A 21,354-nucleotide genomic window follows, 5' to 3' on the forward strand; every position below is an offset into this window, starting at 1 on the left:
GGCCTTGAAAGCTAAAAGCAAACTCACCATCAACGAGATGATCGGGAAGATGAAGCCCGGCGTCCGGTATTCGGCACACGACCTCGCACGCCGCTTGAAGCACCCCGTTTCGTCGGTGCGCCAGCTGCTGTCGCTCGACGTCGCGCTTGCGCGGCTCGACTGCCATTCGGAGAGCCGCGGCCGGATGTACTCGCTCACGGGCACTAGCCGCTCGCCGGGCACGCACGTGGACACGCGCATCCGGCCGGACTTCACGAGCAACCTCTCGGGCTACATGGCGGAGCTCAACACGCGCCAGGCGCTGGCGATGATGACGCGGGGTGGCCGGTGATCGCCATCTTCGAGAACACGCAGCAGGCGCTGCACGTCAGCTTTCTCGTGACGTCGCTGCCGCCGCGGCAGAAGCAGCAGTTCCGCCTCGCGCTGATCCAGATCCTCGAATCGGTCGGTCGTCTCAGCACGCGCCAGGCTGAATTCCTCGACTACCTGTACGGCACCTCGTCGGGGACGATCAACTTCGATGGGTTGAGCGGTGACGAAATCCGGGCCCAGTGCGCGATGGTCGTCGGCGCGGTGCGCGATCATCTGCTGAAGCCGGAACGCAACGCGGTGTGGCTGCGATACGCCTGCGGGATGCCGGCGCGCCCCGCGAGCGCCACGCGCGCGGCAGACCCGGGTATCCCGCCGTCGGCCGAGTGGAAGCGGGCGCTGGTCGAGATGCGGACGTACCTGCGGCCGTCGCTGACGGTAACCAACGGCAAGGCGATCATGGCGCTGATCGCAGGGCACTCGCAGGTGCGGCTGCGTCAGGACGGGTTGTCGTATCGGGAAATCTCCGAAGAGACGCACGTCACGGTCCGGACACTCGAGCGGAACGCGCAGATCATCCGGAAGCGCCTCGCCGAGTTAGAGCGCCAAGCCGTGAAGCGGCTGACGCCGCTCTTCGAGCGAAACAACGTGACGATCGCGGAGGCCGTTGAGGCATAAGGGGTACGGCGAAAATTCCCCTTGCTATTGTGGCGGACAGGGTATAGATTTTCGCCAGATTGCAGAGTTGCGACCAAAGCCCGCTGAGCCGACAAGCCAGCGGGCTTTTTCGTTGTGGCCTGTCCGGGCTATACTGCCCTCGGCCTTAGCTGCGCCGGCGGGAAAGACGCACCGAGGTGATCAGCCAGCGCGCCGAAAGGTGCAGACGGGTTTCCGCCGCCCTGCTGGCACCAGACATATCGAGCCCGCTGCGCGAAAGCCAGCGGGCTTTTTCGCTTACTGGCCTTTACTGCGCTCCAGTATCATTCGGCGCAATTCTTCGATCTGCGTTCGGATATCGCGGAGCTGCTCAGTGATTTCGGATTGCGTTGCACGCTGCGTGTTATCCAGAATCCGCGTTTGACTCAGGATAGCTCGAATGACCATGTTGCTATCCTTCATACCGAGAGTCCATGAGTTCTCGTTGAGATTGCGCAGATCGTTGTAGTGTTTATCGTTGATATCGTCTGTCATTTTTGGCCCCGATTTTGTGGAGGGTGCATCCTACTGCGTTTCGACTAGCCTTGTCATGCGGCTAGCGAGATAAGGAGCACTCGATTTGGTAATGATCCGCGAGTAGGGGAAGTCTATGCCCAAATCTCGGGCCTACATCAATAGTCCCGTCGTTACCCGACCGGTGCCCCCAGACTTTATGGTCGACGGCTCGAACTGGTTTCGCTATGTGGTGCCGGCCGACGGCGTCACCGAGTGGGTGAACGAGACGCTTTTGCGCGACGGCGCTCCGCTGCACAACCCTGATCACGAGCACCTGGTCGATGCCGACGTCGCCTACCTCTGGGCGGCCGTCGAGAACGTGCGCCAGATGCGCCGCGTCGTCGGCCAGTGCGAAGAGGTGACGATCCGCGCGGGCGGCTGGCAGCGCGCCCGGCAGGAACAGCAGTTCCTCGAATGGTTCGGCCGCGTGCCGGCGTTCCTGATCACGCTCGATGCGCACTACGCGCGCGAGTGCAACGACCTGCAGTGGTGCGCGCTCGTTGAGCATGAGCTGTATCACATCGGCCAGCGCACCGACGAGTTCGGCGCGCCGGCATTCACGAAGGACGGCATGCCGAAGCTCGGCATCCGCGGGCACGACGTTGAGGAGTTCGTCGGCATCGTCCGGCGCTACGGCGTGGCTGGCGGCGCGGGCGATACCGCGAAGCTAGTTGACGCCGCACGGCGCGCGCCCGAGGTCGGCCACGTCGACATCGCCCGCGCCTGCGGTACCTGCATCCTGCGGGCCGCATAACCCGAACGTTTCCCCGCTATGGCAGCACTTCCCGACGCGATCAAGGTGTTCATCGTGCAGTCGCTGGCGTGCTTCGACACGATCTCGCGCACCGCGAAGGCCGTGCGGGAAGAGTTCGGCGTCGAGGTGTCGCCGCAGCAGTGCGAGCGCTACGACCCGACGAAGCGCGCCGGATCGACGCTGAGCAAGAAATACCGCGAGATCTTCGAGCGCACGCGCGAGGAGTTCCTCAACGACACATCGCGCATCGGCGTGTCGCACCGTGCCGTGCGCCTGCGTGCGCTCGACCGTGCCGTCGCGGAAGCGGAGCGACGCAACAACCTGCCGCTGATGGCGCAGCTGCTCGAACAGGCTGCGAAGGAATCCGGCGACGCCTACACGAACCGGCGCCGCCTCGAACATACTGGGGAGAACGGCGGCCCGATCGAGAACAGGACGGTCGTCGTCGATGAAAGCCAGGTCGCAGCCGCCGTCGCCAAACTCGAAGACGAGTATTGACCCCGCCATCGAGCGGGCCGTCCTGAAGGCGAAGTGCGAGCGGGATCACCTGTTCTTCAGCCGGTACTTCTTCAAGCACCGCCAGGCGATCAAGTTCCGGGTCAACTGGCACCACGTGCTGATCGCCGACACGGTGCAGCGCGTGATCGACGGCACGCTGAAGAACGTCGTCATCAACGTGCCGCCGGGCTCGTCGAAGACTGAGCTGGTCGCGATCAACCTGATCGCTCGCGGCCTCGCGCTGAACCCGCGCGCGCGGTTCCTGCACATCAGCTACTCGGACGACCTCGCGCTGCTGAACAGCGAGACGGCGCGCGACATCGTCGCATCCGATGAGTACCAAGCGCTCTGGCCGCTTAAGGTGGCTGACGACGCGAAGTCGAAGAAGCGCTGGAATGTGCTCCTCGACGGGAAGAAAGCCGGCGGCGTGTACGCCGTTTCGCTCGGCGGTCAGATCACCGGCTTCCGTGCCGGGCACATGACCGAGGGTTGGCAGGGCGCGATCATCATCGACGACCCGCTGAAGGTCGAGGACGCGTACAGCAAGACGAACCGGGACAAAGCCAACCGCAAGCTGCAGTCGACCGTGAAGAGCCGAAAGGCGAATCCGGACACGCCGATCATCGTGATCATGCAGCGGCTCGCCGAGGAAGACCCGACGGGCTTCATCAAGGCAGGGAAGCTGCCGGGCGACTGGGAATTCATCGAGATTCCCGCGCTGATCACGGACGAGTACGTCGCGAAGCTGCCGGCGCACATCCGCAACCGCGTCGAGTGCGACGAGCGGGACGCGGACGGCCGGTACAGCTACTGGTCGTACAAGGAACCGCTGCACGAACTGCTCGCGTCCGAGAAGGCCGACGCGTACGTGTTCAACGGCCAGTACATGCAGCGGCCGTCGCCGTTGGGCGGCGGCATCATCCAGAGCGGCAAGTTCCTGCGCTACGGCGCGCTGCCGCAGCTCCAGTACCGGAAGATCTTCGCCGACACCGCGCAGAAGACCGCCGAGCGCAACGACTACAGCGTGTTCGAGTGCTGGGGTCTGGGATACGACAACCGTCTGTATCTGATAGACCTGATCCGCGGAAAGTGGAAGGCGCCGGAGCTGAAGCAGCACGCGCTCGACTTCTGGAACAAGCACAACGCGATCGGCGCCGGCGACCCGGGCGCGCCGGTGCTGCGCCAGATGAAGGTCGAGGACAAGTCCAGCGGTACCGGGCTGATCCAGGACATTCAGGCCGAGGGCGGAATCCCGATCGAAGGTATCGAGCGCGTGAAGGACAAGCTGACGCGCGTCATGGATGTCGTCAGCCATATCGATGCCGGCAACGTTGCGATCCCGTCCGAGGCCGACTGGGTGAGCGACTTCGTCGCCGAGTGTGACTCGTTCACCGCGGACGACACGCACATGCACGACGACCAGATCGACCCCATGGTCGATGCCATCAACGACATGCTGGGAGTTGCTCGAGACCTGTCGGTCTGGGAGCGGCTCGCCGGCTGAGCACCACCGGACCAACCCAGAATGTCGCGAAAGAAACCGCAGACCCGGCCGTCGACGCCGACGCCCGGCGCGGCGGCCGTAGGCATGCGCACGGCCGACTCGTTCGCCAACTTCCAGGCTCGTCTCGGTTGGGGCGCCGACAATCAGTCGTCCGCCTCGCAATACACGCTCACGTACCAGAGCCGCAACCGGATCTGGCTCGAGGCGGCATACCGCGGCTCGTGGATCGTGCGCGCGGCCGTCGATGCAATTCCGGAGGACATGACCCGCAAGGGCATTGAGATGTCCGGGCTCGACCCGACGGACGTCACGAAGATCGAGACGGCGATGACGCGCCTCGCGATCTGGGACCAGCTCTGCGACACCGGGAAGTGGGCCCAGCTGTACGGCGGCGCGATCGCGGTGATGCTGATCGACGGCCAGGACATGTCGACACAGCTGCGCGTCGAGACGATCGGGAGGGGGCAGTTCAAGGGCCTGTTGGTGCTCGATCGCTGGATGGTGGCGCCGCCGGTCGGCGAGACGGTGACCGAGTTCGGGCCGCATCTGGGCATGCCGAAGTTCTACGACGTGTTGCCGTCGGCTATCGGGCTGCCGCAGGGCCGCATCCATTACTCGCGCGTCATCCGGCTGGATGGCGAAGCGCTGCCGTTCTACCAGCGCATCAGCGAAAACGGATGGGGCCTGTCGATCCTTGAGCCGATGTGGGATCGACTGATTGCGTTCGACAGCGCGACCGTCGGCATCGGCCAGCTCGTCTACAAGGCGCACCTGCGCACGCTGAGCGTGAAGGGCTTGCGCCAGATCATCGCGCAGGGCGGCCCGGCGCTCGCCGGGCTGATGAAGCAGGTCGAGATGATCCGCTTCGCGCAGACGAACGAGGGCCTCACTCTTGTCGACGGCGAGGATACGTTCCAGACGCATCAGTTCTCGTTCAGTGGACTGCCGGACGTGCTGCTGCAGTTCGCGATGCAGCTCAGCGGCGCGACCGGCATTCCGCTCGATCGCCTGTTCGGCCAGCAGCCGGCCGGCCTGAGCGATACCGGCGAGGGATCGCGTCAGCTGTACCACGAGAAGGTGCACGCGCGGCAGGAGCGGAAGTTTCGGAACCCGCTGCACGTGCTGATCGACGTGGTGAGTCGTTCGACTGTCGGTCAGCAGTTGCCGGAGGACTTCGGCTACGAGTTCCGGCCGCTGCAGGAGATGACCGCCGCTGAGAAGGCTGAGATCGGCAACAAGACGGTCGACTCGGTCTCGAAGGCAGTCGACGCCGACCTGATCACGCGCAGCCAAGGCATGCGCGAGCTGAAGGCGTCGTCGCCGGATACAGGCATGTTTGGCGACATCTCCGACGAGTCGATCGAGCAAGCCGAGGCCGACGAGCAGTTGCCCGAGCCGCCGGCGATCGAAACGTCGCTGCCTGGCGGCGGAGCACTGCCGTCGCCGGCGGCGCGCACCGGCGATTCGCTGATTCGCCGCCTGTTCCGACGCTCATGATCCTCACCCTCGACCGAAAGCGTGACCGGAAGAAAAACCCGGTCCGGCTGACCGTGCCCGAGCAGCAGTACGGCACGCAGCTGCGCAAAATCGCTGATCAGGTCGGCGTCCTGGTGAAAGGCTTCCCGCCCGGGGACGCGTCCTTCGCACCGACGATCGAGGAACTGCTGCGTCGCTATGCCGACGCGCTCGCGCCGTGGGCCGAGTCGACGGCGGCGCGCATGCTCGCTGATCTGAGCCGGCGCGACGAACAGGCGTGGATGCAGCGCGAGGCCGACATGTCGCGCGCGCTGCGCGACGAGATCCAGAACGCGCCGACCGGCGAGACGCTTCGCCAGCTCATGGCCGAGCAGGTGACGCTGATCACGTCGATTCCGCGCGAGGCCGCCGACCGCGTGCACAAGCTGACGCTGGAAGGCCTGGTCGACAGCACCCGCTCGAGCGACATCGCGAAGATGATCGCCGCCTCGGGCGAGGGCGCAGCCAGCCGCGCCACGATGATCGCGCGTACCGAGGTGTCGCGCGCGTCGACGGTGCTGACCGAGGCGCGGGCGCGCGGCATCGGCGGCACGCACTACATCTGGCGCACCAGCGGCGACGGCGCCGTGCGGCCCGGCCATCGCGAGATGGAAGGGAAGGTCTGTTCTTGGGACGAGCCGCCGGAGGTCGAGGAGAACGGCGTCTACATGCGGTTCCACCCGGGCTGCATCTGGAATTGCCGCTGCTGGGCCGAACCGATCATCGGGGATTGACCATGCCGAAGATGCACCTGACCGCGCTGGGTTCGCTGCTGTTCGAATGCCCGTGCGGCGATCTGCACGTCATCTATCCGGCCGGCTGCTCGGCGCAGCATCCGGCTCGGTGGCAGTGGAACGGTAGCCTCGACGCGCCGACGTTTTCCCCGTCGCTGCGCGTCTCGTATGACCTGCCCGGTGGCGCTGAACACGTCTGCCACTCGTTCATCACCGATGGGCGCATCCAGTTCTGTGCCGACAGCACGCATCCACTCGCGGGCCAAACCGCTGACATCCCCGATTGGGTCGATTGACCCGCCAGATACCGATGAAACTCTTCCGCTTTCGAACGGCCGACCACGCGTGCACGTGCGGCGGCACGCACGCGGCGCCGGCGCGCGCTCGCACTCGTGACGGCGTGACCGCGTCGGGAATGTACACAACCGAGCAGATCGGCGAGCGTCAGTCGATGACGCCCGAAGGCTTCCTCCTCTGTGAGGCCGTGCCTATCGCGCGGATCGGCTCGCAGGACTACGTATACAGCGAACTGCCCGAGCTGGAAGCGAAGGACGGAATCATCGTCGCCGAGCGCACCGCGGATGTGCTGTTCAGTCCGGAGACGCTCGCGAGCTTCGAGGGCAAGCCGGTCACGATCAACCATCCGTCGGATTTCGTGACGCCCGCCAACTACATGTCGGTCGCGCGCGGCACCGTGCGAAACGTGCGCCGCGGCGAGGGTGAGCATGCCGACCTGATGCTGGCTGACCTGCTGATCACCGATGCCGAGGCGATTCGCCGTGTGCAGTCGAAAGACCTGACGGAGGTCAGCAACGGCTACGACGCCGACTACGAGCAAATCGCGCCGGGGCGGGCGCGACAGGTGACGATCGTGGGCAACCACGTCGCACTCGTGAAGAACGCCCGCTGTGGCCCGGTCTGTTCGATCGGGGATAGCAGTCCCAACCTACTCCCGACAGGAGATTCCAGCATGGCAACGAAGAAGAAGCCCGCGCAGTCGACGCTCATGGAGAAGCTGCGCAAGGCGTTCATGACGCGCGATTCCGACGCGTTCGAGCAGGTCGCGGGCGAGATGACCGGCGACGAGGGCGACGAGCCCGGCGACGGCCAGCCGCAGATCCACATCCACATGCCCGGAACTGCCGAGGCGAAACCGGCCGTCGCAGCCACCGGTGACGACGATGCGGGCGGTGCTGGCGGCGCGGATGCGCTGCAGCAGGTGCTCGATGCGATCAAAGCGGTGGACGGCAAGGTCGATGCGGTGGTCGCGCGGGTGACGAAGCTCGAGACCGGCGGTGCGGCGACGGGCGATGGCGATGGCCTCGACGACGACGATGACGACGACGCCATGCTCACTGGCGATGGCGAAGGCGGCGGCGACGACAAGGGCGGAACGAAGACCGGCGACAGCAAGGACCTGGCTGACGAGTTCAAGCAAGCGCTGTCCCTCGCCGAAATCCTCGCGCCCGGCGTGCGCCTGCCGACGTTCGACGCGAAGGCGGTCCGCAAGAAGACGACCGACTCGCTCTGCGTGCTGCGCCGGCGCGCGCTGCGCGCGGCACTCGACAACGAGAACGCCGAGACGGTGAAGTCGGTGCTCGGCGGCGTGGATCCCTCGGGATTGCCTTGCGCCGTCGTGGCCGGCTATTTCAACGCAGCGGCCGCTCTCGTGCGCAGCAAGAACTCGGCCGTCACGTCGCGCAAGACCGGCGACGCCGGCGCGCCGGAAAAGAAGGATATCAACCAGGTTCACGCCGAATTCTGGGCGAACCACAAGTAAGGAGCCGACATGCCTTCCGTGTATCAAGCAATTCAGTACCGCATGCCGGCTGGCTTTGCCGGTGATCTCCAACGTGCCGAAGTCGCGACGATCGAGACGCAGTTGATCGATCCGACTGCGCCGCCGACCGCCTTCGGCGTTGCCGTGAAGATGGTGAACGGCAAGGTGCAGCCGATCAACAATGCAGCCGACACCGCGGCGATCGTCTACGGCGTGAACCTCCGGGCATATCCGATCCAGGGCAACGGCTCGGATCCGCTCGGCACGTCGACGCCGCCGACCAGCGGGCCGACCGACATCCTGAAGCGCGGCTACGTCGATGTTTCGCTCGGCGGCACGACCGCTGCAGCGAAGAACGGGACGGTGTACGTGCGTGTCGCGGCCGCAGCCGCCGGCAAACCGCTGGGCGGCTTCGAAGCCGCTGCGGACGGCGCCAACACGGTCGCGATGCCGGCCAGCTGGTATTTCACCGGGCCGGCCGATTCGTACGGCGTCACCGAGATCGCCGTCAATATCTGATTCCCGGCGCTGACTCAGCGCTTCACCCGAAGCCCCGCTCTTGCGGGGCTTTTGCATTTCTGGAGCCATTGAATGGACATGTCCGAACTGAAGCACCTGCGCCGGGCCGGGGCCTCGATCCCGATGTCGGCAGCCGTCGCGGAAGCAACGCGCCGGCTCGTCCGCGCACGCACGCAGGACCAGCAGTACACCTACGATCGCGCGACGATCGATTCGACCGGGGTTTTCCTCGTCGGACAGCTCGAACGCCTCGACCAGACGCTGAACGAGCCGCTCGTCGAATACACGTGGTCGCGCGACGTTTTCATCCGCACCGACGTGTCGGCGGCCGACGAGATCGCGTCGTTCACGAACTCGGCATACGGGATGAGCGGCGGAATCAACCCGGCCGGCCTGAACTGGATCTCGAACGAGGGCAATGCCCTCGCTGGTCCGTCGGTCGACATCGGCAAGACGGGGCAGCCGATGCGCCTCTGGGGTGCCGAGGTCAAGTACACGGTGCCCGAGCTGGTGAAATCGCAGCTTCTCGGCACGCCGATCGACGCGCAGAAGGTCGATGCCATGAACCTCAAGCGGAACATGGACATCGACCAGATCGTGTATTTCGGCGATCCGCAGCTCGGCTTCACCGGCCTGGTCAACTCGAACAGCGCGGTCGCGAGCGTGACGAACGTTCCGAATGGCGCGAAGGGCACGCCGCAGTGGACGACGAAGACGCCCGACGAGATTCTCGCCGACGTCAACGAAATCCTGACGTCGGCATGGCAGGCGTCCGGCTGGAAGGTCAAGCCGAATCGCCTCATGCTGCCGCCGGCTCAGCTCGGCTGGGTCGCCTCGCAGGTCATCAGCTCGGCCGGCAACAAGTCGATCCTGACCTACCTGCTCGAGAACAACATCTGCACGCAGCAGGGCGTGAAGCTCGAGATTCTGCCGCTGAAGTGGCTGATCGGCGCCGGCGTCGGCGGTACGCCGGGCACGCTCGGCACGGTGGACCGGATGGTCGCGTACAACAGCGACAAGAAGTACGTCCAGTACCCGATGACCGACCTGCAACGCACGCCGCTGGAATACCGCTCGCTGTTCCAGATCACGACCTACTGGTCGCGCCTGGGCCAGATCGAGTGGCGCTACGGCGTGACGGCGGCTTACCGGGACGGGATCTGACATGCCGAAGCTCTACGTTCATACCCCGTTCACGCTCCGGCACGACGACGGCGCGCTGGAGCATTTCCCGGCCGGTGAGCGCGATTTCCCGGAACCCGTTGCTGCGCACTGGTACGTGAAGCACCACACGCGCGAGCCGGGCGACGCGACGCCGACGGCGGCCGTCGCGCCGGCCGACGGAGCAGAACTCGCCGCGGCGCGCGCGGCACTGGAAGCGCAGGCCGCGCAACTGGCGTCCGCGCGCGAAGATGCCTCGAAAGAGGCCGCACGCCTCGCCGAGCAGCGTGCCGAGCTCGAGACGTTCGGCAAGGATCTCGACGCGCGCGCGGGCGAGCTCGACGCGCGCGAGGCGGCGATCGTTACGCGTGAGCAGGAACACGCTGCCGCCGCACGGGAACATGCCGAACGCGTCGCGGCTTTCGAAGCCGCACAGAAGGCGTCCCAGTCGGACGCTGGCAGTCAGCGCGGGAACGGGAAGAAGGCATAATTGCCTGTCGGCGGCGCGCCGCAAATCGGCGGCCGCCGGCCCCGCTCAATCGAATAGGTGACCAGTGGACATCGCCCAGTTTCGCCAGACGTTCCCTGAATTCGCGAACACGACGCTTTACCCCGATCCTGTCGTCCAGATCTGGTTGACGGTGGCTGTGTCGCTGGTGAACCCGTTGCGGTGGATGGAGCTGACCGACATCGGTATTGGCTTGGTCACTGCGCACCACCTTGCGATCGGGATGCGCGACCAGAATACCGCGGCAGTGGGCGGCGTCCCCGGCCAAGTCACTGGCCCGCAGACGTCCAAGTCCGTCGACAAGGTCAGCGCCAGTCAGGACACGAGTGCCGTAACGTTCGACGATGCCGGGTTCTGGAACAGCACGATGTACGGCGTTCGCTATTACACCCTTGCGCGATCGATGGGTGCAGGTGGATTGCAGATTTAGGAAACGAAGGTCGAGGTCTCCATGGTCGTGAAGATGCCGAAGGACAACCTCGACGCGGTGTTGAAGTCGATCAGCTCGCTCGTCCAGCAACAGGTGCTGGTCGGCGTGCCCGATAGCACCGCCGGCCGCAAGGATGAAGGCGACCCGATCAGCAACGCGGAAATCGGCTACATCATGGAGACCGGTTCCCCGGCGAACAACGTGCCGGCGCGGCCGCACCTCGTGCCGGGAGTCGAACACGCGCTGCCGGCCGTGACCGCGCAGTTGCAGCGCGGCGTCGGCGCGGCGCTTGACGGCAAGATCGAGAAGGTCGATCAGCAGCTTCACGCGGCCGGCACGCTGGCCGTGTCGTCGGTCCGGCTGACGATCAGGAACAGCGTCCCACCGCCGCTCGCGCCATCAACGGTGGCGAACCGGTACCGGCAGCGCCGCACGAAGGGCCCGCGCAAGGCCGAGAAGGACTATGCCGCGCTGATCGACGCCGGCGCGCAGGCGGCAGGCATGAGCCTAGCCGAGATCCAGTCGGCGGCCGGCATCATCCCGCTGATCAACACCGGCGAGTATCTGAAGTCGATCACCTACGTGGTGCGGCGCCGGAAGAAGTAACTCAACACCTCACACCTGATGGGCCGCCGCGTGCGGCCCTTTTGCATTGGAGTCGCGCATGGCGTTCCTCGACGTAACCGACGTCCTGCTCGATCCGGATTTCATGGACATGGGCCTGATCTGCAATCGCATGACGCAGACGGTTGATGGCCACGGCCGCGCGCAGAACACCGCGGCGTCGACGCAGTTCGCCGCTGTCGTGACGAGCGACACGGGCGACATCCTGCACCGCAACGCTGACGGGAGCCGAATCATCGGCTCGATCACGCTGCATACGATGTTCCGGCTGATCGACGGGAGCGCGGGTTACGACGCCGACGAAGTCGTGTGGGCCGGACGCACCTACACCGTCGTCAACGTGAACGACTACTCGCACTTCGGCCGCGGCTTCGTCTGCGCGACGTGCGATCTGAAGCCTCTTTCGGGATGACGCTATGACCGACAGCTCGACAGGCGGATACCTGGCGCCAGCCGTCGATACGCCGCCGCCCGAGGACGATGCACTCGACGATCTGGTCCACGACCTGATCGCGGGCATCACGGCTCTTCCGGCGGACCTCGTACGGCCGCGCTGGCAGCAGACCGTGCCGAAGCAGCCCGAGCCGACTGTGAACTGGTGCGCGTTCGGCGCGCAAGAACAGGAGCCGGACGCAGGGCCCGTGATCCAACACGACGGCGCGGGAGATGGGCACGACACGTACATCCGGCATCAGGACGTCGACGTGATGTGTACGTTCTACGGGCCGAGCGCTAAGGGCTATGCGCAGCGCCTCGCCGACGGCCTCGCAATCCCGCAGAACCGCGAGCAGCTCCAACTCCTCGACATGGCGTTTGTCGGCGTCGGCACGATTCGCCCAGCCCCGGACCTCGTCAACCAGCAATGGGTGCGTCGCTACGACATGACAGTGAATCTGCGACGCAAGATCACGCGCACCTATGCAGTTCTGAACCTGTTGTCGACGGAGTTCTCGTTTTCCACCGATGAAACGGAGCCGGTGACATCGCGCGGGCGCGTGCACCAATAGCTCTATTTGCGCTTGCCGGAGAACGCCGATCCGCTCACGACGCGTTCGAGCATGTCGACCTTGCCGTGGTTCTTTATGGTTCCAGCCGGCGGCAGTTCGGGGCTGATTGGGCCAAGCGCCCTGATGCAACCGCTACATAAACGGATCAACCCTTGACTTGTATCGGCCAAAGAAAGGTTTCCTTCAGAGCCGCACCGAAAGCACGGACCGCGCTGATCGAGAACTCGTGTTTTTCCGACCAGGCGCATTCGTGATTTGAGTGGGTGGTCCTTCTTCTTAGGCATTCGCAGATCTCCGAGGCATCGCTACGGAGACTATATCCGAACCGATCTATACCCCCCGATAAGGGGAACCTTCAACTTTTGGGGATCAGTATGTCCAACGGACTGCCGGTATCGCGCCGGATCAACGTGACGCTCAGCCTCGCGGCGCTCGCGGCGCAGGGCGCCAACCTGAACACCGCGCTCATTCTGGGCGCATCGACGGTGATCGACACGAACGAGCGGATGCGCCCATATGCTGGGATCACCGACGTGGAGGCTGACTACGGCACCGCGGCGCCGGAGTACTCCGCTGCCGCGCTGTACTTCGGCCAGACGCCGAAGCCGCAGAGCGTATGCATCGGCCGCTGGGCGAAGACGGCGACGTCGGGCTCGCTGCGCGGCGGCGTGCTGTCGACGGCGCAGCAGTCGCTCGCGCTGTGGCAGGCGGTCACGAACGGCGCGTTCAACATCACGATCGACGGCACCGCGCGCAACGTGTCCGCGCTGAACTTCTCGGGCGTGTCGAACCTGAACGGCGTGGCCTCGATCGTGCAGGCGGCACTGGCGTCGTACGCGACGGTCGTGTGGACGGGCAGCCAGTTCCAGGTGACGAGCAAGTCGAGCGGGATCGGCGCGGCCGCGAGCGGCACGATCACGTTGACGGCGAATCCCGCGGCAAACGACACGGTCACGATCAACGGCACCGCCGTGACGTTCGTCGCGGCCGCGCCGGCTGGCAGCCAGGTGCTGATCGGAGCGAACGCCGCGGCCACGGCTGCCAACCTGCAGGCATTCCTCGCCGCTTCGGCGGACGCCAACCTGTCGCAGTGCAGCTACGCGACGGTCGGTACCGTCACGACCGTCACCGCGATCGCATTGGGCAACGCCGGCAACGCGATCACGCTCGCGAAGTCGAGCACCGCCATCACGCTTTCGGGCGCCACGCTCGCCGGCGGCGTCGCGGCATCGACGGTCAGCTATGCGACCGCGCCCGGCGCCGGCACCGACGTATCCGCGATGCTCGGCCTGACGAGCGCGCTCGCGTCGCCGCCGGTGAGCGGGATCTCGGCAGAGCAGCCGACGGATGCAGTCACGATTTTCCTCGACCGCTTCGCGAACAAGTTCCTCGGGATCGAGTTCGCGGACACCGCGGTGACGGACGACCAGCACGTTGCGGTTGCGGCGATGATTGAGGCCGATCAGGCGCATATCTACGGGATCACGACCCAGAACCCGCAGACGCTGGACTCGACCGTGACGACCGACCTGGCGAGCCGTCTCAAGGCGCTCGGCTACCAGTACACGGCGATTCAGTACTCGAGCGCGAGCCCGTACGCGATCAGTTCGTTCCTCGGCCGTCTGCTGACCGTCGATTTCAACGGCAACAGCACGACGATCACGATGGACTACAAGCAGGAGCCGGGCATCGTCGCCGAAACGCTGTCGACTTCGCAGGCCAATGCGCTGCAGGCAAAGAACTGCAACGTGTTCGCCGCATACCAGAACAACACCGCGATCGTGCAGTACGGCGTCACGCCGAGCGGCATCTTCGTCGACTCGATCTACAACGCGATCTGGTTCAAGAACGCGGTGCAGACGGCGGTCTACAACCTGCAGTACCAGAGCCCCACGAAGATCCCGCAGACGGACGCCGGCAACGCGCTGATCGCCGGCGCGATCTCGTCGGTGTGCGACCAGGCAGTGACGAACGGGTACCTCGCGCCGGGCGTCTGGAACTCGGCCGGCTTCGGCGCCATCGTGCAAGGGCAGACGCTGTCGAAGGGCTACTACGTCTATGCGCCGCCGATTTCGTCGCAATCGCAGGCGGACCGCGAGGCCCGCAAGTCCGTGTCGTTTCAGGTCGCGGCGAAGGAAGCCGGCGCGATCGGCGACGTCGACATCGCGCTCACCGTCAACCGGTAAAGGGAACGCACAGCCATGGCAACTTACAGCTTCATCGATGTCACTGCGACGCTCGTCGGACCGACGGGCATTATCACCCTCGGGTACGGAGAAGCTACCGCCGAGGAAGGCATCGTGATCGCTCGTGCAAACGACACGAACACGATGACGATCGGATCGGACGGCGAGGGCATGCACAGCCTGCACGCCGACAAGTCCGGCCAGGTCACGATCCGGTATCTGAAGACCGCTCCGAACAACGCCAAGCTGATGGCGATGTACGACGCACAGCGCTTGTCGAGTGCGTTGTGGGGTAAGAACCTGATCGAAATCGGCCAGACGGCGGCCGGCGACATCATCACGGCGCGCTCGTGCGCTTTCAAGAAACCGCCGAACATCGCGTACGCCAAGGATGGTGACATCCTCGAATGGGTGTTCGACGCGATCAAGATCGACAGCCTGCTCGGGACGTACTGACCATGGCAACGGAAAAGGAAGTTGGCGGCCAGCGATACCAGCTCGGTCGCATGAACGCGATGCAGCAGTTCCACGTGAGCCGCCGTATCGCGACCGTGCTGCCGCCGCTGATCCGGTCGTACCTCGACATGCAGTCGTCCGACGTGCCGCTCACGAAGAACCTGAAACTGCTCGCGTCGTCGATCGAGCCGGTGATGGACGCGCTGTCGCGTATGAAGGACGACGACGCGGAATACGTCGTCGGCGCCTGCATGCGCGTCGTCGAGCGGCATCATGGCGCTGGCTGGGCGCGCGTCTGGTCACCGACGCAGGACGTCTGCATGTTCGACGACATCGACATGGGCACGATGCTGACGCTCACCGGCTACGTGATCATGGAGAACCTCGGGCCTTTTATTCAAGGGCTGCTTACCGGTCTGGCGAGCAGCCCGAGCGAGGCGACACCAGCTGGGTAAAGACGCTGCCCGGCGGCGAGGACTGGGTGCTGGCGCCCGTGCACGCGCAGATGTGTCTCTACGAATCGCTGCTCGACGGGAAACTCGGCCTGGCCGACATCGCCCTGATGAACGACTCGCTCGCCGTTCGGGCGGACAACGAGGCGGCCGCGCGCCGCAGACAGGAAAGCAAGAATGGCTGAGTCCTCCGTCATCCGCGAGTTTCTGGTCGGACTGGGCTTCAAGATCGATGTCGATCAGGAGAAGAAATTCCGGGACGGCGTCGAGGGGGCGACGAAGAAGACCGAGGAACTCGATAAGGCGCAGGTCAAGGCAGGAAAGTCGGCCGTCACGATGGCGGCCGCGTTCGTCGGCGCTACTGCATTCGTTGCCTCGCGCACTGTCGACTTCGCACAGAAGCTCGAAAGCCTGCACTTCGCTGCCCGTCGGACCAATTCTGCCGCGAGCAGCCTGAAGGCTGTCGCGAACGCCGCGCAGGACGTCGGCGTGAGCGCCGACCAGGCGCAGAGCAGCATCGAGAACGTTGCGCGTTTCATGCGTAACAACCCGGCCGGCGAGAGCTATATCGGCTCGCTCGGCGTGCAGACTCGCGATGCGAACGGGCAACTTCGCGATACCGTCGATATCGTCAACGACATCGGCAAGGCGATGGCGAAGAAGCCGGCGTGGTTGGGAGCGCAGTACGCGCAGCAGCTCGGCATCGACGAAAATTACATGCTGGGTATGCGCGATCAGGCATACCAGCAATCGTACGATCGAGCGAAGGGGGATTACGCGCGGAGCGGCGTCGACACGGCGAACAATGGCGGGCACAGCCTGATGAGCGCGCTGCGCCATCTCCAGAGCGGAATGGAAGGGACGTTCGGCACCGTCGGCACTTTCGGCATTGAGACGGGCGCGACGCTGGGCGGTGGCCTCTTGACTGCGATGGCGGCGAAGAAGGCAGTGCAAGCGGCTGTCGGCCGGGCGCTCGGCGTTGGCGTCGAGAAAGCCGCGACAACCGCCGCGGCCGCAGCTGCGGAGACCGCCGCGACTGCCGCAGCCGGAACGGGTGCTGAAGTCGGCGCCGCTGCTACGGGAGCTGCGATCGCTGGGCGCGCAGGCGTGCTTTCCCGCTTATTGCCGTGGGCCGGCCGTTTCCTTGGGCGGGCCGGTGCGCTCGGGTTGCTGTTTCATAGTGAGGGGCTGAACCAAGGCGAGGGTGAAGAACTGAAGCGACGGCAAGCGCTTGGCCCGACGATCGACGGCCCTGGCTCGAAGAGGGCCGAGGCGTCGGCGCCGGCGGATGCGACACGGGCGTCACCTCCCATCGCAGCAGGACAGCCGGCCGCTGCGAATGCGCCGCCGAGCACGCTCGCCCAGCGAATCTCCGATGCGATCGCAGCATCGAAGGAATCGGAGGCGCGGTCAGGCATTCCCGCGCTCGTTACCTTCGCCCAGTGGGCTCAAGAAAGTGGCTGGGGCAAGAAGATGTCCGGGAAGAACAACCCGTTCGGCATCAAGGCGAGAAAGGGCCAAGCTGGCACTGACGTTGTGACGCATGAAGAGGTGAACGGGAAGCGCGTGAAGATGGTGCAGCGCTTCGCGGACTACGACTCGATGGCAGACGCTTTCACCGCACATGCGAACCTGCTGGCGAAGGGCAAGCCGTACTCGAAAGCGCGCACGCACCTCGACGATCCATTCGCATTTGCCGATGCACTGACGGGCGTGTATGCGACGGATTCGAAGTACGGCGAGAATTTGAAGAGGATTATGCGAGGCATGCTGCAGAAGTCGGAATGGATGCAAGCTCCCGACGTGCGGCGTGACCGGCCGACCCATATCGAAGTGCACAACGACGTGAAGATTCAGGTTACGGGCACTAGCGATCCCGATGCGACGGCGCGGTCCGTGGCGCGAGAGCAGCAAAGCGTGGCGAATGAAACCATCAGGTATGCGGGAGGGATCGGCGGATGACCAGTCTCTCTGACATCCTCGACGTCACGCTGGTCGGTAGCAAGAAGATCGGCAGCATCACAATCTCGGCCGTCGTCGAAGAGGCCTACAACGACAACCTCACGATCACCGAGCAGCCGATCGAGGATGGCGCTCCCGTCAATGACCACGCGTTTATGCGGCCGCGCGCGATCGTCATCAAATGCGGCTGGAGCAATTCCGACTACTCGGCGCTTCTAGGCGCACCGGTCGTGTCGTTTGATCAGACCGGTGCGAACACGATGGCGACCGGTACGTACGTCGATGCCATTTACAGCCAACTGTTGCGACTGCAGGCGAACCGCGAACGGATTGACGTTGTGACGACGCGCCGGAAGTACTCGAACATGCTGATCCAGGGGTTGTCGACCGTCACCGATCGAAAAACGAGCGCCGCGCTGATGGTCACCGCGACGTTGAAGCAGGTGATCATCGTGAGCACCCAGGCGACGAAGCTGCCACCGCGCGACAACCAGGCGAATCCGGCAGCCACTGCCGAGACGCAGAATGCCGGAGTGAAGTCCGCCGCGCCGGCAACACCTTCGCCGGGAGGATCGGTACCCGCTGGATCATGGTGAACTGATGGCGACCTTTCTCGAAATTCCGCTGACTGCGGATCCACAGGTGTTCACGATCACGCTGAGCGGTGTCGACTACCAGATGACGCTCCAGTATCGCGAGGCCGGGGGAGCCGGCTGGATCCTCGACATCGCGGATGCTAGCGGCAACCCGCTGGTCAACGGCATTCCGTTGGTGACGGGAATCGACCTGCTCGGGCAGTATGCTTATCTCGGTTTCGGTGGCCGTTTATGGGTGCAGGGCGCGGCAGATCCTGATGACGTTCCGACGTTCGATGATCTTGGGGTAGGCAGTAAGGTATATTGGGTGACCGACTAGTTCAGGAACGGTATGAGTGACGACAAAGAGCAGAAGGATCGGCTCGACTGGATCGAGAAATCAGCGATCGAGAATTTGAAGGCGCACCACGCCACGGCTGATGTGATCGCAAAGGAAGCATCTACCACGTTGACCGTATTGCTTGCCGGCGCAGCGGGTGGCCTTGCATATGCGGGTAAGGCACTCGATGCGCACAGCTGGACGTGGTACTCGTTTGGAGCTGCTGCATTCACGGCCTGGATGACCTGGCTCTGTTACCGGTGCGTGAAAGAGTGTTTGATGATTTCCCCGATTCCGCAAATCTATAATGAGCCGAGGAATTTGGATGCACCTGAGCTCACGTTGAATGAGCTTCGTGAGCAGGAAATAGCCGGCCTGCAAAATAGAATAGACGAGGCTGCTAAGAGGAATGGCGAGCTCTCGAAGAAAATGAACGATATTCGGAAGCTGGCCGTAGCCAGCCCCCTGGTTTTTGCTATTTCTTCACTGGCGTGGGCGGCGGGCTACTCTTTGGGGGCGTCCGGTTGAAGCCGTCCTGTGAAGGCGTTCGATAGATCGGCTGCGGGTTCGGCCGCGGAGTAACCGGTTTGTTGTTCGATGTAGCCATGGTCTCTGGTGTGGTTAAGGTGTAGGAACCGGTAAACATACCAGAGTTGTAGATGGGCCCCGCCTCGGCGGGGCCTTTTCGTTGGCGGTCGCGATGGCTGAACAGTTCGGACGGAAGTTTTCGCTCATCGTCGGTCAGGACGCGGGCGATGCGCTCGACTTCTCGGACCTGCGAGTCAAGTTCGATATCAAGCGCGGCGACCGGGAAACTCCGAATTCTGCGCTTGTCCAGATCTACAACCTGTCCGACAACACGTCGAAGCGCGTTGAGAAGGAATTCACGCGCATGGTGATCCAGGCCGGCTATCCGGGCAACTTTTCGATCATCTTCGATGGGCAAATCAAGCAGGTATGGCGTGGCCGTGACAACCCGACCGACACGTTCCTGAACGTTCTTGCGGCAGACGGCGATTCTGCGTACTGCTTCGCGAAGGTGATCCAAACGCTGGCGGCCGGTTCGACATATCAGGATCAGGTCAAGGTCGCTCTACAGGCGATGGCTCCGTACGGCGTCACGGCAGGCTATATCGCGCCGCTTCCGAGCAATCCATTGCCGCGCGGGAAGCCGGTTTTCAGCCTGGCTCGCGACGTGCTACGCAGTGTTGCGCGCGCTACGCAGACAGTCTGGAGCATTCAAGACGGTAAGGTGATCATGATCCCTGAAACGTCGTACGCGCCGTACGATATCCCCGAGATCAACTCGAAGACTGGCATGGTGGGATGGCCCGTCCAAATGATCAACGGCGTGAGTTTCCAGACGCTGCTGAATCCGAGCCTGAAGATCGGCGGTTTGGTGCATCTCAACAACGCTAGCATTCAGCAGTATCAGTACAGCTTGAATATCAACCAGCAAGCCGATCAAGGCCGGGCACAACTTGAGAACAAAATCGATTCAGACGGTTTCTATTATCTGATGTCGGTAAACCATCGCGGTGATACACGCGGGAACGAGTGGCATAGCGAGGCTCTGTGCCTTGCCACGGATTCTACGTCGGTGGCCAGATCTATTACAGATAATTTGGTTGTTCAGCCTGAGAATGCGATCAAGAGGTTTGGCTAATCCGAGCGGTGCTGTGATTTTTTGATGTTGCTGAAATATTCATCGAAGCTCATCGCTCGCCCCTTGAGATGACCGGTCCCGTTCTTGTCGAGGGTTGCCGAGTAAAACTCGGTTAATGCCGCCGTGCTCTTGTGTCCGTACGGCCCGATGATCAATACCTCTGCGTTGCTCGCATCGAGCGTTTTACCCCAGCAACCGATATCTGGGTTTTCTGTATTGAATATCGCCGCCTTGTGCATGTAAGGCGCGTCTGCGATCGGGAGCTTGCAAGGCTTGTTTTTGAATAGAACGTAGATGTATCGATCTGCAGACACGTCTTCCGTTGCCGGTGACCCTTTAAACATTACGTAGGCATCTTGTGCCGATGCAGCACCGGACACCAGCATCGCCAGCAAAACGAGCATTTTCATTGTGATTCCCCATGGATAGACGCGAGCGAACCGACGACGAGTTGGAGGCGTTGAAGCATGCCATCGGTGCAAGATTAACCGAAGTCTGGACGGCTCTTCCTGGAACGGTGGAATCGTTCGACCCGGAGACGATGACGGTAACCGTGCAACTGGGCACGAAGGACTCGATTCGAAACGAGGACGGCACCGTCAGCACGTCGCCGTTCCCGCTGCTTACCGACTGCCCAGTCGTCTGGCAGGGCGGTGGCGGCGTGACGGCGACATTCCCGATTGCAGCCGGCGACGAATGCTTGGTCGTGTTCGCCTCGCGTTGCATCGACGCGTGGTGGCAGTCAGGCGGCGTGCAGGAGCAGGCCGAACCGAGGACGCATTCGCTTGCCGACGGTTTCGCACTGGTTGGCGTGCGTTCGCGGCCGCGCGTACTGGCCGGTGTCAGCGGCAGCTCGGCGCAGCTGCGCAGCGACGATGGCGCGACGTACATCGATCTGAACCCGACGCTGCAGAAGGTCAGGATCGTCGCGCCGGGCGGCTTCGACGTCGTCGCGCCGCTCTCGACGTTCTCGGCGGCCGTCACGATCACCGGGCTGCTGACCTTCGTCGGCGGCATGGTCGGGAGCGCGCTGAGCGGCGCCGCCGCGGTGTTCAACGGCGTGCTCAACGTGATCGGACAGATCACAGCGAACGGCAAGCGCGTCGACGACACGCATACGCACCCGGATGCACAAGGCGGGAACACCGGCCCGGTCAACTGA

The 21,354-nt window shown here is 63.9% G+C and carries 29 protein-coding genes; 26 read left to right on the forward strand and 3 right to left on the reverse strand.

All coding sequences use genetic code 11. The features are described 5' to 3' along the window. The first annotated feature begins 4 nt into the window (after nt 1-4). Nucleotides 5-331 (forward strand): hypothetical protein, encoded by a 327-nt coding sequence (locus AC0KUR_RS33480; protein WP_473377016.1) that lies wholly within the window; start codon nt 5-7, stop codon nt 329-331. Next, a complete protein-coding gene (locus AC0KUR_RS33485; protein ID WP_473377017.1) occupies nt 328-987 on the forward strand; it encodes a hypothetical protein in 660 nt (219 codons plus the stop codon). The genes AC0KUR_RS33480 and AC0KUR_RS33485 overlap by 4 nt, the downstream gene beginning before the upstream one ends. Nucleotides 988-1,263: 276 nt before the next feature. Here the strand turns inward: AC0KUR_RS33485 and AC0KUR_RS33490 are convergent, their stop codons facing one another. Continuing rightward, complete coding sequence (locus AC0KUR_RS33490) at nt 1,264-1,500, reverse strand: hypothetical protein (RefSeq protein ID WP_473377018.1); 237 nt, start codon at nt 1,498-1,500, stop codon at nt 1,264-1,266. 178 nt (nt 1,501-1,678) lie between these two features. Here AC0KUR_RS33490 and AC0KUR_RS33495 point away from each other — a divergent pair, with 178 nt between their 5' ends. From AC0KUR_RS33495 to AC0KUR_RS33560, 14 genes are all read left to right on the forward strand, one after another. Further along, nucleotides 1,679-2,275, forward strand: a complete 597-nt coding sequence (locus tag AC0KUR_RS33495) for a putative metallopeptidase (protein WP_473377019.1) — start codon at nt 1,679-1,681, stop codon at nt 2,273-2,275. A gap of 18 nt (nt 2,276-2,293) precedes the next feature. Next, complete coding sequence (locus AC0KUR_RS33500; protein ID WP_054927745.1) at nt 2,294-2,773, forward strand: DUF2280 domain-containing protein; 480 nt, start codon at nt 2,294-2,296, stop codon at nt 2,771-2,773. Further along, a complete protein-coding gene (gene terL, locus AC0KUR_RS33505) occupies nt 2,724-4,277 on the forward strand; it encodes a phage terminase large subunit (RefSeq protein ID WP_473377020.1) in 1,554 nt (517 codons plus the stop codon). Before AC0KUR_RS33500 ends, terL begins: the two co-directional genes overlap by 50 nt. Nucleotides 4,278-4,298: 21 nt before the next feature. Next, on the forward strand, nt 4,299-5,774 hold the full coding sequence (locus AC0KUR_RS33510; protein WP_473377021.1) for a DUF1073 domain-containing protein: 1,476 nt from the start codon (nt 4,299-4,301) through the stop codon (nt 5,772-5,774). Continuing rightward, complete coding sequence (locus tag AC0KUR_RS33515) at nt 5,771-6,526, forward strand: phage head morphogenesis protein (protein WP_473377022.1); 756 nt, start codon at nt 5,771-5,773, stop codon at nt 6,524-6,526. The genes AC0KUR_RS33510 and AC0KUR_RS33515 overlap by 4 nt, the downstream gene beginning before the upstream one ends. Nucleotides 6,527-6,528: 2 nt before the next feature. Continuing rightward, complete coding sequence (locus AC0KUR_RS33520; protein ID WP_473377023.1) at nt 6,529-6,822, forward strand: ubiquitination-like system serine protease family protein; 294 nt, start codon at nt 6,529-6,531, stop codon at nt 6,820-6,822. 14 nt (nt 6,823-6,836) lie between these two features. Next, nucleotides 6,837-8,306, forward strand: coding sequence for a DUF2213 domain-containing protein (locus AC0KUR_RS33525; RefSeq protein ID WP_473377024.1), 1,470 nt, complete (start codon nt 6,837-6,839; stop codon nt 8,304-8,306). Between the two features lie 9 nt (nt 8,307-8,315). After that, nucleotides 8,316-8,825, forward strand: a complete 510-nt coding sequence (locus AC0KUR_RS33530) for a structural cement protein Gp24 (RefSeq protein WP_473377025.1) — start codon at nt 8,316-8,318, stop codon at nt 8,823-8,825. Nucleotides 8,826-8,897: 72 nt separating this feature from the next. Beyond that, the gene (locus tag AC0KUR_RS33535) at nt 8,898-9,989 is read left to right on the forward strand and encodes a DUF2184 domain-containing protein (protein ID WP_473377026.1); all 1,092 of its coding nucleotides are present in this window, start codon (nt 8,898-8,900) and stop codon (nt 9,987-9,989) included. A gap of 1 nt (nt 9,990) precedes the next feature. Continuing rightward, nucleotides 9,991-10,476 carry an STY1053 family phage-associated protein gene (locus AC0KUR_RS33540; protein WP_473377027.1) on the forward strand — a complete coding sequence of 162 codons (486 nt, stop codon included), beginning with the start codon at nt 9,991-9,993 and terminating at the stop codon, nt 10,474-10,476. A 64-nt stretch (nt 10,477-10,540) separates the two neighbouring features. Beyond that, nucleotides 10,541-10,924 carry a DUF4054 domain-containing protein gene (locus tag AC0KUR_RS33545; RefSeq protein ID WP_021161612.1) on the forward strand — a complete coding sequence of 128 codons (384 nt, stop codon included), beginning with the start codon at nt 10,541-10,543 and terminating at the stop codon, nt 10,922-10,924. Nucleotides 10,925-10,945: 21 nt separating this feature from the next. Beyond that, entirely contained in the window at nt 10,946-11,530 is a 585-nt protein-coding gene (locus AC0KUR_RS33550; protein WP_473377028.1) for a hypothetical protein, read from the forward strand. Nucleotides 11,531-11,588: 58 nt separating this feature from the next. After that, nucleotides 11,589-11,960 (forward strand): hypothetical protein, encoded by a 372-nt coding sequence (locus AC0KUR_RS33555; protein ID WP_473377029.1) that lies wholly within the window; start codon nt 11,589-11,591, stop codon nt 11,958-11,960. 4 nt (nt 11,961-11,964) lie between these two features. Continuing rightward, entirely contained in the window at nt 11,965-12,555 is a 591-nt protein-coding gene (locus AC0KUR_RS33560) for a phage neck terminator protein (RefSeq protein ID WP_473377030.1), read from the forward strand. Between the two features lie 2 nt (nt 12,556-12,557). Here the strand turns inward: AC0KUR_RS33560 and AC0KUR_RS33565 are convergent, their stop codons facing one another. Further along, a complete protein-coding gene (locus AC0KUR_RS33565) occupies nt 12,558-12,839 on the reverse strand; it encodes a hypothetical protein (RefSeq protein ID WP_473377031.1) in 282 nt (93 codons plus the stop codon). 90 nt (nt 12,840-12,929) lie between these two features. On the opposite strand from AC0KUR_RS33565, the gene AC0KUR_RS33570 reads away from it, so the two are divergent. The 9 genes from AC0KUR_RS33570 to AC0KUR_RS33610 all read left to right on the forward strand — a co-directional run bounded on the left by AC0KUR_RS33570 (nt 12,930) and on the right by AC0KUR_RS33610 (nt 20,192). Next, nucleotides 12,930-14,741 carry a DUF3383 domain-containing protein gene (locus tag AC0KUR_RS33570; protein WP_473377032.1) on the forward strand — a complete coding sequence of 604 codons (1,812 nt, stop codon included), beginning with the start codon at nt 12,930-12,932 and terminating at the stop codon, nt 14,739-14,741. A 15-nt stretch (nt 14,742-14,756) separates the two neighbouring features. Next, the gene (locus AC0KUR_RS33575; protein WP_212174630.1) at nt 14,757-15,197 is read left to right on the forward strand and encodes a tail tube family protein; all 441 of its coding nucleotides are present in this window, start codon (nt 14,757-14,759) and stop codon (nt 15,195-15,197) included. 2 nt (nt 15,198-15,199) lie between these two features. Beyond that, nucleotides 15,200-15,652, forward strand: coding sequence for a phage tail assembly chaperone (locus AC0KUR_RS33580; RefSeq protein WP_473377033.1), 453 nt, complete (start codon nt 15,200-15,202; stop codon nt 15,650-15,652). Nucleotides 15,653-15,678: 26 nt separating this feature from the next. Further along, the gene (locus tag AC0KUR_RS33585) at nt 15,679-15,834 is read left to right on the forward strand and encodes a DUF6889 family protein (protein ID WP_212174733.1); all 156 of its coding nucleotides are present in this window, start codon (nt 15,679-15,681) and stop codon (nt 15,832-15,834) included. Further along, complete coding sequence (locus AC0KUR_RS33590) at nt 15,827-17,611, forward strand: glycoside hydrolase family 73 protein (protein ID WP_473377034.1); 1,785 nt, start codon at nt 15,827-15,829, stop codon at nt 17,609-17,611. Before AC0KUR_RS33585 ends, AC0KUR_RS33590 begins: the two co-directional genes overlap by 8 nt. Beyond that, nucleotides 17,608-18,207: a phage baseplate protein gene (locus tag AC0KUR_RS33595; RefSeq protein WP_473377035.1), complete on the forward strand. Its 600-nt coding sequence runs from the start codon at nt 17,608-17,610 to the stop codon at nt 18,205-18,207. The genes AC0KUR_RS33590 and AC0KUR_RS33595 overlap by 4 nt, the downstream gene beginning before the upstream one ends. Nucleotides 18,208-18,211: 4 nt before the next feature. Further along, on the forward strand, nt 18,212-18,526 hold the full coding sequence (locus AC0KUR_RS33600) for a phage baseplate plug family protein (RefSeq protein WP_473377036.1): 315 nt from the start codon (nt 18,212-18,214) through the stop codon (nt 18,524-18,526). A gap of 12 nt (nt 18,527-18,538) precedes the next feature. Beyond that, complete coding sequence (locus AC0KUR_RS33605) at nt 18,539-19,054, forward strand: hypothetical protein (protein ID WP_473377037.1); 516 nt, start codon at nt 18,539-18,541, stop codon at nt 19,052-19,054. A gap of 172 nt (nt 19,055-19,226) precedes the next feature. Next, complete coding sequence (locus tag AC0KUR_RS33610; RefSeq protein ID WP_473377038.1) at nt 19,227-20,192, forward strand: phage protein; 966 nt, start codon at nt 19,227-19,229, stop codon at nt 20,190-20,192. Here the strand turns inward: AC0KUR_RS33610 and AC0KUR_RS33615 are convergent. Further along, the gene (locus AC0KUR_RS33615) at nt 20,189-20,602 is read right to left on the reverse strand and encodes a hypothetical protein (protein ID WP_473377039.1); all 414 of its coding nucleotides are present in this window, start codon (nt 20,600-20,602) and stop codon (nt 20,189-20,191) included. The genes AC0KUR_RS33610 and AC0KUR_RS33615 overlap by 4 nt on opposite strands. 11 nt (nt 20,603-20,613) lie before the next feature. Between AC0KUR_RS33615 and AC0KUR_RS33620 the strand changes: the two genes are divergently transcribed. Continuing rightward, nucleotides 20,614-21,354 (forward strand): Gp138 family membrane-puncturing spike protein, encoded by a 741-nt coding sequence (locus AC0KUR_RS33620; protein ID WP_473377040.1) that lies wholly within the window; start codon nt 20,614-20,616, stop codon nt 21,352-21,354.

It is taken from the genome of Burkholderia sp. YHN3-13 (genome assembly GCF_055810675.1).